21 protein-coding genes are annotated in these 16,275 nt (G+C 61.1%); 10 read left to right on the plus strand and 11 right to left on the minus strand.

The window, feature by feature from the left end; genetic code table 11:
- Positions 1-24: 24 nt before the first annotated feature.
- Together ASE85_RS01690 and ASE85_RS01695 are read left to right on the plus strand one after the other, a co-directional pair.
- On the plus strand, positions 25-291 hold the full coding sequence (locus tag ASE85_RS01690) for a conjugal transfer protein TraD (RefSeq protein WP_056682478.1): 267 nt from the start codon (positions 25-27) through the stop codon (positions 289-291).
- Positions 292-313: 22 nt separating this feature from the next.
- Positions 314-544, plus strand: a complete 231-nt coding sequence (locus tag ASE85_RS01695) for a conjugal transfer protein TraD (protein ID WP_056682481.1) — start codon at positions 314-316, stop codon at positions 542-544.
- Here the strand turns inward: ASE85_RS01695 and ASE85_RS01700 are convergent.
- The 3 genes from ASE85_RS01700 to ASE85_RS22770 all read right to left on the minus strand — a co-directional run bounded on the left by ASE85_RS01700 (position 541) and on the right by ASE85_RS22770 (position 3,044).
- The gene (locus ASE85_RS01700) at positions 541-2,055 is read right to left on the minus strand and encodes a HEPN domain-containing protein (RefSeq protein ID WP_056682484.1); all 1,515 of its coding nucleotides are present in this window, start codon (positions 2,053-2,055) and stop codon (positions 541-543) included. The genes ASE85_RS01695 and ASE85_RS01700 overlap by 4 nt on opposite strands.
- Positions 2,052-2,696, minus strand: a complete 645-nt coding sequence (locus ASE85_RS01705; protein WP_056682486.1) for a hypothetical protein — start codon at positions 2,694-2,696, stop codon at positions 2,052-2,054. The genes ASE85_RS01700 and ASE85_RS01705 overlap by 4 nt, the downstream gene beginning before the upstream one ends.
- Positions 2,697-2,882: 186 nt before the next feature.
- Positions 2,883-3,044, minus strand: a complete 162-nt coding sequence (locus ASE85_RS22770) for a hypothetical protein (protein WP_156358150.1) — start codon at positions 3,042-3,044, stop codon at positions 2,883-2,885.
- 87 nt (positions 3,045-3,131) lie between these two features.
- Between ASE85_RS22770 and ASE85_RS01710 the strand changes: the two genes are divergently transcribed.
- Positions 3,132-4,238: a DUF262 domain-containing protein gene (locus ASE85_RS01710; protein WP_056682489.1), complete on the plus strand. Its 1,107-nt coding sequence runs from the start codon at positions 3,132-3,134 to the stop codon at positions 4,236-4,238.
- Positions 4,239-4,245: 7 nt separating this feature from the next.
- Entirely contained in the window at positions 4,246-4,890 is a 645-nt protein-coding gene (locus ASE85_RS01715) for an MAE_28990/MAE_18760 family HEPN-like nuclease (protein ID WP_056682492.1), read from the plus strand.
- A 167-nt stretch (positions 4,891-5,057) separates the two neighbouring features.
- Here ASE85_RS01715 and ASE85_RS01720 read toward each other — a convergent pair whose 3' ends face one another.
- Both ASE85_RS01720 and ASE85_RS01725 read right to left on the minus strand, forming a co-directional pair.
- Positions 5,058-5,351 carry a type II toxin-antitoxin system RelE/ParE family toxin gene (locus ASE85_RS01720; RefSeq protein ID WP_056682495.1) on the minus strand — a complete coding sequence of 98 codons (294 nt, stop codon included), beginning with the start codon at positions 5,349-5,351 and terminating at the stop codon, positions 5,058-5,060.
- On the minus strand, positions 5,348-5,653 hold the full coding sequence (locus tag ASE85_RS01725; RefSeq protein WP_056682498.1) for a type II toxin-antitoxin system RelB/DinJ family antitoxin: 306 nt from the start codon (positions 5,651-5,653) through the stop codon (positions 5,348-5,350). The genes ASE85_RS01720 and ASE85_RS01725 overlap by 4 nt, the downstream gene beginning before the upstream one ends.
- 550 nt (positions 5,654-6,203) lie before the next feature.
- Between ASE85_RS01725 and ASE85_RS22155 the strand changes: the two genes are divergently transcribed.
- The gene (locus ASE85_RS22155) at positions 6,204-6,419 is read left to right on the plus strand and encodes a helix-turn-helix transcriptional regulator (protein ID WP_021316615.1); all 216 of its coding nucleotides are present in this window, start codon (positions 6,204-6,206) and stop codon (positions 6,417-6,419) included.
- A complete protein-coding gene (locus tag ASE85_RS01730) occupies positions 6,416-6,610 on the plus strand; it encodes a helix-turn-helix domain-containing protein (RefSeq protein ID WP_056682501.1) in 195 nt (64 codons plus the stop codon). Before ASE85_RS22155 ends, ASE85_RS01730 begins: the two co-directional genes overlap by 4 nt.
- Before the next feature lie 13 nt (positions 6,611-6,623).
- On the opposite strand, the gene ASE85_RS01735 is transcribed toward ASE85_RS01730, so the two are convergent.
- Positions 6,624-7,799 carry a tyrosine-type recombinase/integrase gene (locus tag ASE85_RS01735; protein ID WP_082462614.1) on the minus strand — a complete coding sequence of 392 codons (1,176 nt, stop codon included), beginning with the start codon at positions 7,797-7,799 and terminating at the stop codon, positions 6,624-6,626.
- Between the two features lie 307 nt (positions 7,800-8,106).
- Here ASE85_RS01735 and ASE85_RS01740 point away from each other — a divergent pair, with 307 nt between their 5' ends.
- Complete coding sequence (locus ASE85_RS01740) at positions 8,107-9,333, plus strand: NAD(P)/FAD-dependent oxidoreductase (protein WP_056682507.1); 1,227 nt, start codon at positions 8,107-8,109, stop codon at positions 9,331-9,333.
- Between the two features lie 264 nt (positions 9,334-9,597).
- On the opposite strand, the gene ASE85_RS01745 is transcribed toward ASE85_RS01740, so the two are convergent.
- Positions 9,598-10,101, minus strand: a complete 504-nt coding sequence (locus ASE85_RS01745; protein ID WP_056682511.1) for a 2'-5' RNA ligase family protein — start codon at positions 10,099-10,101, stop codon at positions 9,598-9,600.
- Between the two features lie 90 nt (positions 10,102-10,191).
- Between ASE85_RS01745 and ASE85_RS01750 the strand changes: the two genes are divergently transcribed.
- Entirely contained in the window at positions 10,192-10,614 is a 423-nt protein-coding gene (locus ASE85_RS01750; RefSeq protein WP_056682514.1) for a hypothetical protein, read from the plus strand.
- A 40-nt stretch (positions 10,615-10,654) separates the two neighbouring features.
- Here the strand turns inward: ASE85_RS01750 and mltG are convergent, their stop codons facing one another.
- The 3 genes from mltG to ASE85_RS01765 form a co-directional block, all read right to left on the minus strand.
- Positions 10,655-11,650 carry an endolytic transglycosylase MltG gene (gene mltG / locus ASE85_RS01755; RefSeq protein ID WP_056682517.1) on the minus strand — a complete coding sequence of 332 codons (996 nt, stop codon included), beginning with the start codon at positions 11,648-11,650 and terminating at the stop codon, positions 10,655-10,657.
- Between the two features lie 118 nt (positions 11,651-11,768).
- Positions 11,769-13,028: a beta-ketoacyl-ACP synthase II gene (gene fabF, locus ASE85_RS01760; RefSeq protein WP_056682521.1), complete on the minus strand. Its 1,260-nt coding sequence runs from the start codon at positions 13,026-13,028 to the stop codon at positions 11,769-11,771.
- Between the two features lie 179 nt (positions 13,029-13,207).
- On the minus strand, positions 13,208-13,444 hold the full coding sequence (locus ASE85_RS01765) for an acyl carrier protein (protein WP_056682524.1): 237 nt from the start codon (positions 13,442-13,444) through the stop codon (positions 13,208-13,210).
- Between the two features lie 208 nt (positions 13,445-13,652).
- Between ASE85_RS01765 and ASE85_RS01770 the strand changes: the two genes are divergently transcribed.
- Together ASE85_RS01770 and ASE85_RS01775 are read left to right on the plus strand one after the other, a co-directional pair.
- Positions 13,653-14,879: a glycosyltransferase family 87 protein gene (locus ASE85_RS01770; protein ID WP_056682526.1), complete on the plus strand. Its 1,227-nt coding sequence runs from the start codon at positions 13,653-13,655 to the stop codon at positions 14,877-14,879.
- Positions 14,876-15,445 carry a hypothetical protein gene (locus ASE85_RS01775; RefSeq protein WP_056682529.1) on the plus strand — a complete coding sequence of 190 codons (570 nt, stop codon included), beginning with the start codon at positions 14,876-14,878 and terminating at the stop codon, positions 15,443-15,445. Before ASE85_RS01770 ends, ASE85_RS01775 begins: the two co-directional genes overlap by 4 nt.
- 56 nt (positions 15,446-15,501) lie before the next feature.
- Here the strand turns inward: ASE85_RS01775 and fabG are convergent, their stop codons facing one another.
- The gene (fabG, locus tag ASE85_RS01780) at positions 15,502-16,242 is read right to left on the minus strand and encodes a 3-oxoacyl-[acyl-carrier-protein] reductase (RefSeq protein WP_056684218.1); all 741 of its coding nucleotides are present in this window, start codon (positions 16,240-16,242) and stop codon (positions 15,502-15,504) included.
- Positions 16,243-16,275 lie beyond the last annotated feature (33 nt).

Genomic DNA, 16,275 nt, shown 5'->3' on the forward strand with positions numbered 1-16,275 from the left:
GATTTTGATTCGGAACTCAAAGCCCTGGCCGACAAGGCCAAGGCGCTAAGGGAACGACGCGTGAGGCAACTTGGCGAACTGGTGACAGCGACCGGGGCCGATGCGCTCGACGCCGATATATTGGCCGGGGCATTGATCCATGCCGCCACGGTAAAAGATGCCGCGACAAAGGAGGGATGGCGCAAGACGGGCGCGGCGTTCTTTCTCGGGAAAGGCGGCAAACCTGCGGGCGGACCTTCTAACCAGCAAAGCGGCACACTCCCGCTCGACGGCGGCGCGGCATCGGCTTGAGGCTCGGAAAGCGCGAACCGACATGCGAGACTGGCAGGTCAAGCGGCGGGAGAGAACGCGGCATCTGATCGAACTGGGTGGCCTCGTCATCAAGGCGGGGCTGGTCGATCTGACCGACGACGACCGCGCGACGCTTTACGGCGCGTTCCTTACTGTCGCCAACCGGCTGCGCGGCGAGGAACGCGCCAACGCACTTGCACTGTGGAAGCGCAAGGGCAAGCGGGCGTTCGAAGCGGAACAGGGCGGCAGTTAGCGCGAAACCGACAAGCGCACATTGCTGTCCCGTTCTGCCTGATACTCGACCATCGCCGCCATGGGCGGGCTGCTCTTGTCGCAATAGCGCACGGTGATGAAGTCTTCTCGGATCGCAGGACACAGGCCGGAGCCATAGAGAATGTCCGCGAGCGCGTCGAAGGTCGTGGCTTTAGCGCGATAGGCTCCGGTCCACCGCACTGCCCAAATGTCCTCGTTGGCCTTGACCCGGTAGCCCGCCCTCTGCGCAACATCCATGACCGCGCCAAGCACCGTGTCCGCGCGCACGTCGAAGTCCAGTACGGCGGACAGGTCGGCGGGTTTGGAACGGACGACTTGCGCGGACTTTACCCGCCATAGCGTTGCCTCGGCACCCGCCATGAAGAAGCACAGGCAGACAATCGCCAAGGGCAGATGGTCAACCCAGTCCCTGCATCTGCCGGAGCGCCAGAACCGGCGAACGGAAACGAGCGGATTCCATCGGCCCTGTGGCGGGGCAACACGTCGCACGATCCGCCATGTCCGTTGCAGCATATTTGCGCGGCGGGCAGGCTGGGAAAGCGCTACCGCCGTTGTAGGTTCTGCGGGCGGCGGAAGCATTGGCGCTGGCAGGCTTGCGGCGAGCGAAGCCTGATGATCCGCGCAGGCGAACGCTGCCCGTTCCTGCAATATCTCCACCCGCGCGAACGCCCATGACAATTCCTCGCCCGAAATGCGGTAGGATCGCCCATAGCGCGCTTCGACATACGCACGTCGGATGCAGCCGAACGCGCGCCGCTCGAAGCGGCTGTCTCGCGGCCATGCCGAACATAGGTGCGGGTCCAGCGCCTCCGCCGCCTCGCGCAGTTCATCGAGCGCATGGGTGCGCGGAGCGTGCAGGCTGATGGATCGCAAGACGCACAAATAGAAATGTTCGCACGCCTGATGCAGCATCAGCGCCGCCATCGGCGCATCACCTCGGTCCCGATAGAAAGCCGCGCCAGCCAGAAATCCGGTGCCGCGCTCATGCCACCGGATGAACTCCACCGCACCCCGGATAGCCCGTTCTCTCACCGGAAGGCGGTGAGGCTCTTTCAGCCGCAAGCCCTCCATTTGGTATAGCGCGATGCCCTGCTCGGCGATGGTGACGAAATGCGGGACGCCATCGACAAGCGCGCCGTTGACCCGCTCAAGGCTTTCCACAGATAACCGTACCGGACGGGTAATTTCGCCATGCTCCCATGCGCGGCGTAGCCGGTCGCGCACCAGCCGCCAATCCCGTTCGCTGCGGGCAAGGCGCGGATAGTTCACGATCGCAAGCACGCGGAACGCTTCCCCCGGCCCGATGTCATCCCAATCCTTCTCGGCATGGGGGCCGTGCAGGATCAGGGTGAGGATGCGGCCCGCCCGGAAATGTTCGGAACATCGGCCTTTGGTCGTTTCCTCAAACGCCTCGAAGACGATTGTGGCGACGTGAAGAAGTTCCTCACGGATCGGCGCGGGCAGATGGTCGGCATCAGTGCGCAGCATCATGACCGCGCCTCCTGTGGGCGACGCTGGCAACCCTTCGGGCGCGGGTGGCCGGTCACGTCATGCACGCGATCTACCAAGGCACGGACAAGGGGCGTGATCGTGGCGGGAATGAAGCCGCCCGTGCGGGGCCGGTCTTCCTCCCATTCATGATAATGATAGCCCCATTTCCAATAGGGCGAGAGGACCGCCGCCAACCGCGCCATGTCGGGGCAATCATGGCCAAAGCCGCAGGCATTGGCGTAGGCCAGCGCCTTGGCGATATCCTGCCTGATGTGGCTCGCGTTCCACGTATCGGCAAAGCCCATATCCAGCAGATAGGCGCACAGGGCCTGTTGGGTCACGAAACCCGCCTGATGCAGCGCTTCTTTTGCATGTCGCGGCTCGATGAGGAAATCCGCTTCCAGCGTGGTCATCCACCGTTCCGCATTGTGATAGCGGAAACGGCTTATGCTTCGCCCCTCTTTCGTCCGCTCTATCCTCGCGGGTTCATCATCGTAGCGCCGGTGCAGCGCCGCCAATGTGCCACCCCAGGCGGAGGCAACGACAGATGCCGCCACCGGAGCGACTGCCAACCCGCGCAGTAGAGCGCGGCGCGAGGTGCTGATCTGCGAATCACTCAAGCGAGAATCGGATGAAATCATGGCCTGCCTTCCTCAGTTCGCCGTCCCGGCCGCATCGAGGATGCGTTCGAAGTATTAAGCGGCACCGCTTATAGCATAAAAGGAAGGCTATGATCAATAACCGGCACCGGTTATTCTGGTTCTGATTGAACGGGTGCCACGTGCGGTTACGACGCAATTATGGGAAGGCCACCGCTCAACGTGAAATCAACCAACATCCGATTGCCCGAAGGTCTCGGCGAGCGGATTGACAAGCTGGTGGGGCGGCAGCGCCGTGCAGCCTTCATTCGGGAAGTGCTGGAACGGGAAGTTGAGCGACGCGAGAACGAGCAGGGTAAGGCTGGCTAAAAGGGGCGGATCGCTCCCCATCCCGTCTTCCGAATAAAGCCTTCAGGCTGGAAGTGCCCACTCAAATGCTTAATACCTCCCATAAATTACCTACGGGGACGGATTCCGATGAGCCTAGAAGACGAAATCAAAGACGCACGACAAACGGTCGTCACCGATGGTTACGATATGTCAATCGGCGAGGTCATCAATCTGTACAAGAACGAAGAACTCGTGATCGCGCCCGCGTTCCAACGGCTTTTCCGATGGGATGATGAACGAAAGACGCGTTTTATCGAATCGATTATTCTCGGCATCCCTTTCCCTCCCATCTTCGTTCATCAGGATGACGAAGGAATCTGGGAACTTATCGATGGTCTTCAGCGGGTTTCTACGATTCTCCAATTGACCGGAGACCTTAAAGGCGAACGCGCCGATCAACTTGGTCCCTTGGTGCTCAATGGTACAAGGTTTCTGCCCAGCCTGACTGGAAAGCGATGGACCGAATCCGCAGAGGGTGCGGGCGATGGAATCGGCGTCCCCACCCAACTGGCTGTGAAGCGGTCCCGAGTGAGAGTTGAAATCCTGCAGGCTGGCAGCTCTCAGACGGCGAAGTATGAACTATTTCAACGTTTGAACACTGGTGGTGCTGACCTTAGCCCTCAGGAAGTCCGAAACAGCATTGCGGTCTCGATCAATAAAGAATTCTTTGACTGGTTGGTAAAACTTTCAAATTATGCAGCCTTTGTTACGACGACACGCCAGACCGCAGCTGCCCTAGAGTCGCAGGCAGGGGTAGAGATGGTTCTTCGATTTGTTGCTTTTCGTAACATTCCGTATCAAAGTGGAATGGATGTTCATGAATACCTCGACGACGCTCTGCTAAATCTCGCCAGTAAAGTTGACTTCGACAGGGGTGCAGAAGAAGCCATCTTTAACAAGACATTTGACTTCTTGAACACCGCTCTTGATGGTAAGGCTTTCCAACGTTGGGACGGTCAGAATTTCTCCGGAAAATTCTTGATGTCGATTTTTGAAGTGTTGGCGATTGGACTTTCAAAGAACCTCGCTGCGTACGAGGCAATGGGTGATCCGAACCGAAGCCAAGCAATTGAAGCAAAGGCTAAATCTCTCAACGGCGTTCCGGTATTCATAGAAAACTCAGGGGCAGGAGTAAGGGGCACCACCCGTTTGTCCAAGCTACTCCCAGTGGCGGAAGCACTGATAAAGCCTTGAGGTTTGTATGGCCGCTGTTCGAACGTTGCTTCAGTTACAAGACGCGATGGATCAAGAGTTAGCTTGGCGCATCAAGGAGGTTGGCACGTTCCGTGTTGAGTCGGCCAAGGGCGGGCAAAAGAGCAAAGCATTCACGCGCGCAGGCGTAGCTTTGCTTTACGCTCATTGGGAAGGTTTCGTAAAACGTTCCGCTGAGCTCTATTTGGAATATGTTTCTAATCGAGGGCTAAAATACGAAGAACTAATGAGTTGCTTCATTGTATTTGGCCTAAAAGGAAAACTAAATACCCTTGTTGCCTCAAGGAAATCGACACCAAATATTGAGGCTATTGAATTTATAAGGGGTTCTCTCGGCGATTTGGCCGCGTTAAAAATGGCAGGCGCGGTGAACACAGAGTCTAATCTGTCGTCGAGCGTATTCGAAAACATTGCTAAATCAGTTGGAGTGTCCACTACGCCCTACGAAACGAAATTCAATTTGATTGATTCAAGCCTTGTGGGGCGGCGCAATAAAATTGCTCACGGAGAGTTTCTTGATCTGAAATCTGGAGACTTTGGCCCACTAGTCGAGGAAGTTTTAGACCTGATACGTTTATTTAAGAATGATCTGCTTAATGCAGCCGCAACAGAGGCATACAAGAAGATCGCTTAGCATTTACCTCAAAGATGCCCGCTCCGCCGAGCTCTACAGGCTGGTTCGAGCCCGCCCGTGCGCGCGCCGCAGCACGGTCGTCTGCCTGCCTAGGATCGCTATCCGCCCATCCCTGACGATGACCCGACATTCCGCTGTCGGCCAATCTCGGCAGCGTTCAGCGGTTTTTACTCCGGGGGAATGTCCTGGGGCCACATGCGCGCGCCATGGATCACGCGAAGGATGCGGACGGTATCCCCGATGATCTGATAAGGTGCGATATAGGGCGTGCGCGCGATCACCAATTCGCGCGTGCCGTCGATCCGGCCCGGACGCCCGCTATTTGGAAAGTCTTTGAGGCGCTGGGCTGCTGCCTCGATCCGATCATCTACATCGGCGGCGGCTTGAGGGTTATCCTCGGCAATCCAAATGAATATCGCCAGACGATCAGTCGTCGCCCGATTGGACCAAGCGAGCTTCATTGCACCGGCTTGAGGCCCTTTCGCGCGTTCGCGCGAAGCTCAGCAAATCGCGCGGAAACCTCCGCGTCGTCAATGTCGGGCCGATCATCGTCCAGCGCCTCCTGCACTCGCGCCCGGAACCACTGGTCGTAGGCTTGCCGCTCGACCAGCAGCTCCATGGGAGCAACGCCCTCGCGCGCGGTGCGGGTCAGAAGGATGCGCACGGCGTCTGATACCGTGAGCCCCATCCGCTCAAACACGGCGGAGGCACGGTCCTTCACGTCCGAATCGATTCGGGTCTGAATAAGCGCGTTGTTGGCCATGGGATCACTCCTTCGGCTCACATGTAATTCAATCGCATGACAATTGCCATCGGGAAACCGCAGAGTTCTTTGGCGCAAGTGCCACTACGATGTGCAAATCGGCACTGAAATGCCGAAAGCGGCAGTGTAGTGCCTACTTCCGGAACTCTACTTCCTATCCCCTTGCGCGCCAGGAAAAAGCGAGACAGCTTATGCACAGGAGGCATAGCAAAAGACGGCTTGGCGGGTCGTCAAAAAGAGGTCCGCCATGGCGTGCGACTCGAACAGGTCGATTGCTATCATTTCGAGGGCTAAGCGCCCGCTGCTGGCCCTTGCAAGGCACTGCCCTGCCCAATCCCGGCAAAAGGCGACCGCCGCTTGCCGTCTGGGGCCACCGATGATCCGCTATTGCCGCCACATGCGCGAAATCTCCGCCGATCCTCGACATTTGCCGCCGTAGGCCCGCCATAGCCCTATGCGCGCCGATTGCCCCTTGCGGGCAGAGGGACGGCCCGCATTGTTCAACTCTCATGGGGGAAAGGCATAACTGGCGCATGTATGGAATAAGTCGATGTCCAACACTGATCGTATCATTCGATTGAAGACCGTTCTGGCCCGCACCGGGCTTTCCCGTTCCACCCTTTACCGCAAGATTGCGGACGGGACATTTCCCGCGCAAATTAGAATTAGCGTTCATGGCGCTGGCTGGCGGGAGTCGTCCGTCGAACGCTGGATGGCCGATCCTGTTAGCTATCGCGAGGAACGGGCCGGGAGCCATGCGCAGTGACCGCGCTCCCGCCCCCGGATACAATCTGCGTCCGCGTCAATGAAGCGGCGCGCATGATCGGCGTCGGTCGCACCAAGCTCTATGAACTGATCGCGGCTGGCGAGGTCGAAACGGTGAAGTTTGGCAAGGCAACCCGTATCACCACCGCCAGCCTGCACGATTTGGTCAGGCGGCAACGCGGAGCGCTGTAGGGTCGGACGCCGTTCATGCGGCGTCCTTCCCCTTGCCGATCTGCGTCTCTGTGCGGTCGAGATACTCGGCCCAACGCGCCATGAGGCTGCGCCGCTTGTCGAAAAAATCGGTCCGGCGATAAGCCGCTTCTACCTTGTTGGGCAGTTTGTGCGCCAGCGCCTTGTCGGCAACTTCCTTCGGGAAGCGCGTTCGCTCCGCTGCCCAATCGGTAAAGGATGAACGGAAGCCGTGGACCGTTATCCCTGCGATTCCGTCATCTCGCAACAGCTTGGTCATAGTTACATCGCTGATCGGCTTCTCGCCATTATGTGAGAACACAAGCCCGGTGTCGCTGGTGCGCTCGTTCCAACGCTTGCGCAGCAGCGCAACGACAGGCGCGGAAAGCGGTACAATATGGGCTTCCCGCGCCTTCATGCGCTCGCCGGGAATGCTCCAGATGCCATTATCAAGGTCGAACTCGGACCACACCGCAAAGCGCGTCTCATTGGACCGCACAGCGTTGTAGATGGTAAAACGCAAGGCATCGCGCCCGGTTGTGGGCGAAGCTCCCGCAAGCTTCTGCATGAGCGCCGGGACTTCGGCATAGGGCATGGCTTCCATATGACCGCGCTTGTCGTTCTGGCGGGGAAGCCCTTTCCGAACGGAGCGGAGTGACACTTCCTCCGGCACCCATCCCTTGACGTGCGCAAAATCCAGAACGACGCTGATGCGTTGGAGGATGCGGCGGGCGGTTTCCGGTATTTCGAGCCAGATTGGCGCGAGCGCCTCGACCACGCAGGCGCTGTCCACTTGGTCTACCGGCTTCTTGCCGATTTTAGGGAAGACGTGCTTTTCGAAGCTGGACAGCCACTTTGCATGATGTCCACCTTTCCAGCCTTCACGCAGCGTCTCATGACAAATCCGAGTCGCGGCTTCGAAATGGGGCACGATCTTTCGCGCCTTCCGACGCTCGGCAACTGGATCGAAGCCCTCTCGAACACGGCGGCGTAACGCTGTTGCTGCTTCCCGTGCCTCGGCTAGCGATACGTCCAACGCTGATCCCAGCCCGTAGTCACGGCGTTGCCCGTTTCTCTGCATTCGCAAAACCCATGTGCGCGCGCCGCTGTCTTTCACGAGCAGGCAAAGACCTCTGCTATCGGTATGCCTGCCGGGTTTCGCGTTTTTCACTTTCAAAGTTGTCAGTGCCATCGGGTTTGGTTCCCTGTTAGGGAATTTTTCGCCTCGGTTCCCACATTATGAGGCCAAAAATCGTCCCACTTTCGTTCCCACGTTTCGATGTGGATTCAGGCAAATGAGGGCGACCGACCGCGAACATACTGCAATATAAATCGCTGATTTTACAGTGGACTTGGGGACGCTCTGAACCTGCCTGATACGAAAGTTTTAGCGCCTCCTCCGCTACCAATTTTTATCTCCTACAAAATCAATCCTTCTTGCCTCCCCCGGCAAAGCGCGCCAAGCAGCGTCGCAAACAGGGCAAGAGGATATTGGCGGCATGAGTTATTATGACGTTCTGATCGTGGGTGCAGGCCATGCGGGGGCGCAGGCGGGGATCGCGCTGCGACAGGCTGGCTTTGACGGCACGATCGCGATGATCGGCGACGAAGCCTATCCGCCTTATGAGCGTCCGCCGCTGTCGAAGGAATATTTCGCCGGCGACAAGAGCTTCGACCGGATCCTGATCCGCCCGGCCAGCTTCTGGGAAGAACGCAAGATCGACATGCTGCTGGGCAAGCGCGTGAAGAGCGTCGATCCCGAAGGCAAGTTCGTGACCGTGGCCGACGGAGAGATCGGCTATGGCAAGCTGATCTGGTGCACCGGCGGTAGCCCGCGCATGCTGACCTGCAACGGTGCGGACGCGGTCAACGTCCACGCCGTGCGTCGCCGCGACGATGTCGACGCGATGATGGCGAAGCTTGATTCCATCAATCATGTCACCATCATCGGCGGCGGCTATATCGGGCTGGAGGCGGCGGCGGTGCTGTCCAAGTTCGGTAAGACGGTGGTGCTGCTGGAGGCACTGGACCGGGTGCTGGCGCGCGTGGCGGGCGAGGACCTGTCACGCTTCTACGAAGCGGAGCATCGCGCCCATGGCGTGGACCTGCGCACCGGGGCGCGGATGGACTGCATCGAGGTCACGGACGGAAAGGCGACCGCGGTGCTGATGGCGGATGGCCAGCGGATCGAAACCGACATGGTGATCGTGGGCATCGGCATCATCCCCGAAACCGGGCCGCTGATCACGGCAGGCGCGGCGGGCGGCAATGGCGTGGACGTGGACGAATTTTGCCGCACCAGCCTGCCCGACATCTATGCCGTGGGCGATTGCGCGGCGCATGCCAACCGCTTTGCCGGTGGCGCGCAGATGCGGCTGGAATCGGTGCAGAATGCGAACGATCAGGCCAAGGTCGCGGTCGCGCATATCATGGGCAAGGCAGAGGCCTATGACGCCGTGCCCTGGTTCTGGTCGAACCAATATGATCTGAAGCTCCAGACCGTCGGCCTGTCGACCGGGTTCGACCAGACCGTGACGCGCGGCGATCCGGCGAGCCGCAGCTTCTCGATCGTCTACCTGAAAGGCGGCAAGGTGATTGCGCTCGATTGCGTCAACATGGTCAAGGACTATGTGCAGGGCCGCGCCCATGTGATCGCCGGCGCGGCGCTGGACGTGGCGCAACTGGGCGATGCCAGCGTACCGTTGAAGGAAGTGGGGCTGGCCTGAACAATCCAGGTCCGTTCGGGCTGAGCCTGTCGATGCCCTGTTCTTTTTTTGAAGAGGACAACGGCCCTTCGACAGGCTCGGGGCGAACGGAGATCGGGAGGCGGTGTGGTTCAAACCTATCACCCGGTAGAGGGCATTACGGTGTGGATAGATGGTGGCATCCACATCAAAACACGCGATCCCATGAATATCCGATAGAAATGAACGAGGTGGAGGCGTTGGCACTTGCTGCCCTGCTCCAACACCTTGCTTCAGGGCTGGAAGTCACCCCCTGAACATCGCCTTCATCGCCAGTTCCCATGGCCCGCCGCGATAATGCCAGGCGGCCAGCCCCGCGATCGCCAGCGGGCACGGGTGGAAATCTTGGCGCAGCGATGCCGCCAGCGCCTTCGCTTCATCCGGCGCGACCTTGTTCTGCACCGTGATGTGCAGGCGCGGGCGGGCCTGGTCCTGCGGCGTCAGCAGGCCCGTGAAGGCATCGGCCAGATCATCCCGCATCGCCATCAGCGCCGGGCTGTCCACACGAAACGCCACGCCCCGGCCCAGCAGCATCACCTCCGTCAGGCGCGCGGACGGCGGCGGACCGGCGCACAACCGTTTCAGCCGCGCGGCGATCTCCTCCAGCGCGGAGGGTGGCAGATGGTGGAACAGCGTCAGATGCGCGGACAGGACATTGCGCTCCGGCGGAAAATGAGCGCGGCGCAGGCCGTCCGCCCAGGCGAAATCGGCAGCGCCCAGCAGCGCCGTGACGATGATCGGCGCGCTCATCGCACGGGCTTCCGTCCGCGCGCAAGCAGGCGTAGGATGCCATCATGACGGCTGCGCAACATTGCGCCGTCGTAGCGGAAGGGGATCATCATGTCGGCACCACGTTCCTTCATCCTCATCGCCATCGCGTTCCTGCTATGGAACCTGATGGGTATCGCGTCCTTCGTCATGCAATATCTGATGGACCTGAACGAATTGGCCAAAACTGACCCCGGCGGCGCGAAGATATTCGCGGCGATGCCGGCCTGGCTGTGGCTGGACTATGGCGTCGCCGTGCTGGCGGGCTTTGGCGGCGCACTGTTCCTGCTGCTGCGCAGGCGCGCGGCGGTGCCGCTGTTCCTGCTCTCGCTGATCGCGGTGGTGGTGCAGTTCGGCTATGTCTTCGCCGCCACCCCCGTCATCGCGATCAAGGGCGTGGTGGTGGCGACCGCCTTCCCGATCCTGATATTCGTCATCGCGATCGTGCAATGGCGCTATGCCAAAGCGCAGCAGGTGAAGGGGGTCATCGTCTGACCCCCGCCCGTTCTCCCTGAGGCCGAACGGAAAATAGCGTTTACAACTCCCCGCGCGCGCGGCGGATTTCGAACCATTTGCGCACATTTTCATTATGCTGCTGATAGGTGTCGGCGAAGATATGCCCGCCCTTGCCATCGGCGACGAAATAGAGCGCCCTGGTCTGCGCCGGATTCAATACCGCCAGGATGGACAGCCGACCCGGATTGGCGATCGGCCCCTTGGGCAGGCCGACCATCGCGTAGGTGTTGTAATCGTTCACCGCCGCGATTTCCGACTTGCGGATGCGACGGCCGAGCGGCTTGCCCTTGGTGATGGGGTAGATGATCGTCGGGTCCGCCTGCAACATCATGTTGGTGCGCAGGCGGTTGGCATAGACGCCGGCCACCATCGGCCGCTCCGCCGGCACGCCGGTTTCCTTTTCCACGATGCTGGCAAGGATGATCGCTTCGCGCGGCGTCTTCACCACCAGATTCTGCGCGCGCTCGGCCCACAGCTTGGCCAGCGTCTTGTCCATCGCCGCCTGCATCCGTTTCAGCACGGCAGCGCGCGGCTCGCCCTTGTCGAAGGCATAGCTGTCGGGCAGCACGCTGCCTTCCTCCGGCACTCTGATGTCGCCGGTCAGTTGGTCGTTGGCCATCAGCCGCTCATAGACCAAAATGGAGGGCATCCCCTCCGGTATGGTGACGAGGCGGGTGAGCGTCTTGCCGCCTTGCAGGAGGGAGAGGATGTCGCTGTTGCTGGCGCCGGCGGGGATGGTGAATTCCCCCGCCTTGATCGACTTGCCTGCGCCGAAGACCTTCGCCCGCGTCAGGAAGGCGTCGGCCGATCGCACCGCGCCCGCCTGCTTCAACAGCACGGCGGCGTCGGACAGGGTCGATCCCTCCGGCACGATGACGCTGACATCCTGCGTCGCCGGCCCCTTCTCGCTCCAGCCATAGACGAAGCGGAAACCGATGAAGGCCGCGACGAGGAGGCCGATCAGAAGGACGATGCAGCCCAGGCGCCGGTTTGGAGTGCTGGATCGTCTGGCCATATCGTTACACCGTTCCCCGGCAAAGTTGCTGGGAGGCGCATGACTCCCAACAAGGGTCCAGCCCCTTGCTCTGAACTGGACCCCGGGCTTCGCCGGGGAACAGCAACGCCGTCCTGCCTCAGATCGCCTTCATGATGAGCGAGGCGTTGGTGCCGCCGAAGCCGAACGAGTTGTTCAGCACCGCTCGCACCTTGCGCTCCTTGGCGACGTGCGGGACCAGGTCCACACCCTTGCAGCTTTCGCTCGGTTCATCGAGATTCAGCGTCGGCGGGACGATCTGGTCGCGCATGGCGAGAATGCAGAAGATGCTTTCCACTGCGCCCGCGCCGCCGAGCAAATGGCCGATGGCCGACTTGGTGGACGACATCGACATGGTGGACAGGTTGTCGCCGAACAGACGCTTGACCGCGCCCAGTTCCAACTCGTCGCCCAGCGGGGTCGATGTGCCGTGCGCGTTCACATAGTCGATATCCTCAAGGGACAGGCCCGACTTCTTAAGCGCCATCTGCATCGACCGGAAACCACCGCTGCCTTCCGGGTGCGGCGCGGTGACGTGATAGGCGTCGCCCGACAGGCCGTAACCGATCACTTCGGCATAGATTTTCGCGCCGCGCTTCTTGGCATGCTCATATTCTTCGAGCACGACCACGCCCGCCCCTTCGCCCATGACGAAGCCGTCGCGGTTGACGTCATAGGGACGCGACGCCTTTTCCGGCGTGTCGTTGAAGCCGGTCGAGAGCGCACGCGCCTGTGCGAAGCCGGCGATACCGATCGGGCAGATCGCGCTTTCCGCACCGCCCGCCAGCATGACGTCGGCATCGTCCATCGCGATCATGCGCGCGGCGTCGCCGATCGAATGCGCGCCGGTGGAACAGGCGGTGACGACGGCGTGATTAGGCCCCATCAGGCCATATTTGATCGACACCTGGCCGGAGATCAGGTTGATCAGGCGGCCATGCACGAAGTGCGGCGACACGCGGCTCGGCCCCTTGGTGGCCAGCACCTGCGATTCGCTTTCGATGCCCGGCAAGCCGCCGATGCCCGAACCGATCGAGCAACCGGCGCGCAGCCGCTCTTCTTCCGACATATTGTCCAGGCCCGCGTCGCGCAGCGCTTCGCTGGCGGCGGAAATGCCGTAGACGATGAAGGGATCGACCTGACGCTGGATCTTGTGATCCACATCCAACGAAGCGTCATAACCATATTCATGGTCCTTGGGCTTCACTTCGCAGGCGATGCGGCATTTATATTCGCTGGCGTCGAAGCGGGCGATCGTGGCCGCGCCCGATTTGGAAGCAATGATATTCTTCCAGCTGGTTTCGACATTCCCGCCCAGCGGGCTGACCATGCCAAGGCCGGTTACAACGACGCGACGCATATGCTTGCTCCGAAATCTCTCATGGGCTTTGTGCCGCCCATCTAGCCACTTAAAGCGCGCTTTCAAGCCGCGCGCCAGATACGAAAAGGCTCCCCACGCTCGGCGATGGCCGGACAGGAGGAGCCGTCTCTTATGCGTAAGCGCGGCCTTTCCCGGAAGGGATCAGGCCGGAAAGCGCCTTACGCCTGCTTGCTGTCGATATAATCGATCGCGTCCTTGACGGTCGCAATCTTCTCGGCAGCGTCATCGGGGATTTCGACGCCGAATTCTTCTTCGAACGCCATCACCAGTTCGACGATGTCCAGGCTGTCCGCGCCCAGATCGTCGATGAAGCTGGCATCCTCGGTCACCTTTTCGGCTTCAACGCCCAGATGCTCGACGACGATTTTCTTTACGCGATCCGCGGTCTCACTCATGAGTGGTCCTTCTTGACTGGTATCGTTGGTGGTTGTGAATAACCGTTAAGGCAATGCCCTAGTGCCAAGCCCCGATAGAGGCAAGAGGGAAGGCCGCCAAGCCCCTTCATTCGCTATCGCAACCAGGCGGCAATAAAAACCGCGCTTTTGGGGAATGGTTACGGCCTATTTACCAAAATTTCAGCGACTTCGTGCGAGGGACAGGGCCATGGCGGCCCTTCCCTCCCCCGATTCTTTCGTCACCCGCGCGCGCGTTCGGCTGACCGCGATTTTGGTGCTGGCGGCGACCGTCATCGGCCTGCTCACCCTGTTCGCGACCGCCCATGGCACGGTGGATTCGCTCGGCCGGCCGCTTGGCACCGACTTTTCCAATGTCTGGACGGCGGGCTGGATGGCCGATCATGGCCACGCGCCCGAAGCGTGGGAGTGGCCGACCCAGCATGCGGTCCAGAAGCAGGTCCATCATGATCCCGCCATTCCCTTCTATGGCTGGCACTATCCCCCGCCCTTCCTGATCATCGCCACGCTGCTCGCCCAATTCCCCTATGTCGCCGCGCTGCTGATCTGGCAGGGGATGACGCTGCTGCTGGCGCTGTGCCTGATCCGGCGCATCCTGCCGGGCGATCGCGATGCGATTCTGGCCGCGCTGGGCGCGCCGGTGGTGCTGGTGTGCCTGGGCCATGGCCAGAATGCCTTCCTGACCGCCAGCCTGCTGGGCGCGGGCATGCTGCTGCTCGAGCGCAGGCCCTGGATCGCCGGGATGCTGCTCGGTGCGCTGGTCTACAAGCCCCAATTCGCGGTGCTGATCCCGATCCTGATCATGGCGCGGGGCAACTGGCGAGCCTTCATCGCGGCGGGCCTGACCGTCACGGCGCTATGCCTGCTGACGCTCGCCATCTGGGGCTGGCCGGTGTGGCAGGCGTTCCGCGAGTCCCTGCCGCTGACACAGCATATCATCATCGAGGCAGGCGCGACCGGCTGGGAAAAGATACAAAGCCCCTTCTCCGCCATCCGCCAATGGGGCGGCGCCATCCCCTTCGCCTATGCCGTGCAGGGCATCGTCACGGCGATCGCGATCGCGGCGGCGGCACTGGCGGCCCGGCGCGGATCGATGGAGGTGCGCGGCGCGGCGGCTCTGAGCGCCGCGTTGCTCTGCACCCCTTATGTGCTGGATTATGATTTCGTGCTGCTGGGTGTCGCCATCGCGTTCCTGGCGGCGGACATGAAGCGTCGCGGTGCGCTGGCGTGGGAGCCGACATGGCTGGCCTATGCCTGGCTTGCGCCGCTGTTCGGCCGGGCACTGTCGGAACTGACCCATGTACCCGTCAACCTGATCGCCGCCATCGCCGTGCTGGCGCTGGCGGTACGGCGGACCATCCTGCTGGATGGCGCGTTCACGCTTCGTGGCGTGAAACTGCGGAGGATCGAAGCGTGAAACATGTGGCCGCGCTGTTGCTGGCGCTGGGCATCACGCCGCAGGCGATGGCGCAACACCATGCCGCCAGCACCCAGCATCGGGCAGCGCAACGGCTTGGCCTGCCGGCCGAGGCGGTGAACGTCACCCCCGCCACATGGAATGGGCGGCCCTGGGTGTTTGCGGATTATCTCACTGGCTCTGCCGGGGAGGAAGAGCGGCAACTGGTGATTCTGGACGAACATATGGCGCGGCCGCCCGTTCAGGTCACCGTGGGCGAACAGGAAGGCGGCGCACCCCGCATACTCGCCATCGGCTTTGCCAATGCGGACCGGGACAAGGCGAAGGAACTGATCGTCCTGCTCGCCTGGGACATCCGCCATTATGACGTCAGCGGCACCATGTATGGCATCCGCATATTGGACGACTGGAAACCGGGCCAGAAAGCGCTGGTCCCGGTGAAGGCGGCCGAACGCCTGTTCAAACAATATGCGTGCGATTGCGGGCGGCGCGACGGACCGGACACGGTGGCGAAGGTGAAGACCATCGCCGCGGTCAAGCAGGTGCTGAAACGCGCGGGATATTGAAAAGGGCCGGAACGCGCAGCGCCCGGCCCCTCTTCCTGTCTGATCGCTGCCAGCGATCAGATCATCGCCATGCCGCCATTCACATGCAGCGTCTGGCCCGTGACATAGCCCGCTTCCTTGCTCGCCAGATAGACGACCGCCGCGCCGATATCGTCGCCGCTACCCAGATCGCCCGCCGGGATTTTGGTCAGGATCGCGCCCTTTTGCGCATCGTTCAACGCATCGGTCATGGCCGAGCGGATGAAGCCGGGCGCCACGCAATTGACGGTGATGCCACGGCTGGCCAGTTCCTGACCCAGCGACTTGGACATGCCGATGATGCCCGCCTTAGACGCGCAATAATTGGCCTGACCGGGATTGCCGGTGACGCCGACGACCGAAGTGATGGAGATGATGCGGCCGAAGCGCGCCTTCATCATAGGCCTGGCCGCCGCGCGGACGAGGCGGAAGGCGGCTTCCAGATTGACCGAAATGACATCGCGCCATTCCTCATCCTTCATGCGCAGGATCAAATTGTCGCGGGTGATGCCGGCATTGTTGACGAGGATATCGACCTTGCCCCCCAGCGCTTCCACCGCCTGCGGCACCAGCGCATCGACCGAGGCCGGATCGGACAGGTTGCACACCAGCGTCTTGTGGTCACCACCCAGTTCGGCGGCGAAGGCCTTGAGCTTGTCTTCATTGCTGCCCGACAACGCGAGCGTCGCACCGCGCCCGGCCAGCGCCCTGGCGATCGAGGAACCGATCCCTCCCGAAGCGCCGGTCACCAGCGCGGTCATGCCTGTAAGGTCGAACATAAAGATGCCTTTCATCCAATCTGTTCGTCATTC

Source organism: Sphingobium sp. Leaf26, from assembly GCF_001421665.1.
GTDB lineage: Bacteria > Pseudomonadota > Alphaproteobacteria > Sphingomonadales > Sphingomonadaceae > Sphingobium.

Coding starts and splice junctions, on each gene's coding strand:
- ASE85_RS01695 (WP_056682481.1), top strand. CDS start 314: ATGCGAGACTGGCAGGTCAAGCGGCGGGAGAGAACGCGGCATCTGATC.
- ASE85_RS01700 (WP_056682484.1), bottom strand. CDS start 2,055: ATGATGCTGCGCACTGATGCCGACCATCTGCCCGCGCCGATCCGTGAG.
- ASE85_RS01705 (WP_056682486.1), bottom strand. CDS start 2,696: ATGATTTCATCCGATTCTCGCTTGAGTGATTCGCAGATCAGCACCTCG.
- ASE85_RS22770 (WP_156358150.1), bottom strand. CDS start 3,044: ATGGGGAGCGATCCGCCCCTTTTAGCCAGCCTTACCCTGCTCGTTCTC.
- ASE85_RS01710 (WP_056682489.1), top strand. CDS start 3,132: ATGAGCCTAGAAGACGAAATCAAAGACGCACGACAAACGGTCGTCACC.
- ASE85_RS01715 (WP_056682492.1), top strand. CDS start 4,246: ATGGCCGCTGTTCGAACGTTGCTTCAGTTACAAGACGCGATGGATCAA.
- ASE85_RS01720 (WP_056682495.1), bottom strand. CDS start 5,351: ATGAAGCTCGCTTGGTCCAATCGGGCGACGACTGATCGTCTGGCGATA.
- ASE85_RS01725 (WP_056682498.1), bottom strand. CDS start 5,653: ATGGCCAACAACGCGCTTATTCAGACCCGAATCGATTCGGACGTGAAG.
- ASE85_RS22155 (WP_021316615.1), top strand. CDS start 6,204: ATGTCCAACACTGATCGTATCATTCGATTGAAGACCGTTCTGGCCCGC.
- ASE85_RS01735 (WP_082462614.1), bottom strand. CDS start 7,799: ATGGCACTGACAACTTTGAAAGTGAAAAACGCGAAACCCGGCAGGCAT.
- ASE85_RS01740 (WP_056682507.1), top strand. CDS start 8,107: ATGAGTTATTATGACGTTCTGATCGTGGGTGCAGGCCATGCGGGGGCG.
- ASE85_RS01745 (WP_056682511.1), bottom strand. CDS start 10,101: ATGAGCGCGCCGATCATCGTCACGGCGCTGCTGGGCGCTGCCGATTTC.
- ASE85_RS01750 (WP_056682514.1), top strand. CDS start 10,192: ATGTCGGCACCACGTTCCTTCATCCTCATCGCCATCGCGTTCCTGCTA.
- mltG (WP_056682517.1), bottom strand. CDS start 11,650: ATGGCCAGACGATCCAGCACTCCAAACCGGCGCCTGGGCTGCATCGTC.
- fabF (WP_056682521.1), bottom strand. CDS start 13,028: ATGCGTCGCGTCGTTGTAACCGGCCTTGGCATGGTCAGCCCGCTGGGC.
- ASE85_RS01765 (WP_056682524.1), bottom strand. CDS start 13,444: ATGAGTGAGACCGCGGATCGCGTAAAGAAAATCGTCGTCGAGCATCTG.
- ASE85_RS01770 (WP_056682526.1), top strand. CDS start 13,653: ATGGCGGCCCTTCCCTCCCCCGATTCTTTCGTCACCCGCGCGCGCGTT.
- fabG (WP_056684218.1), bottom strand. CDS start 16,242: ATGTTCGACCTTACAGGCATGACCGCGCTGGTGACCGGCGCTTCGGGA.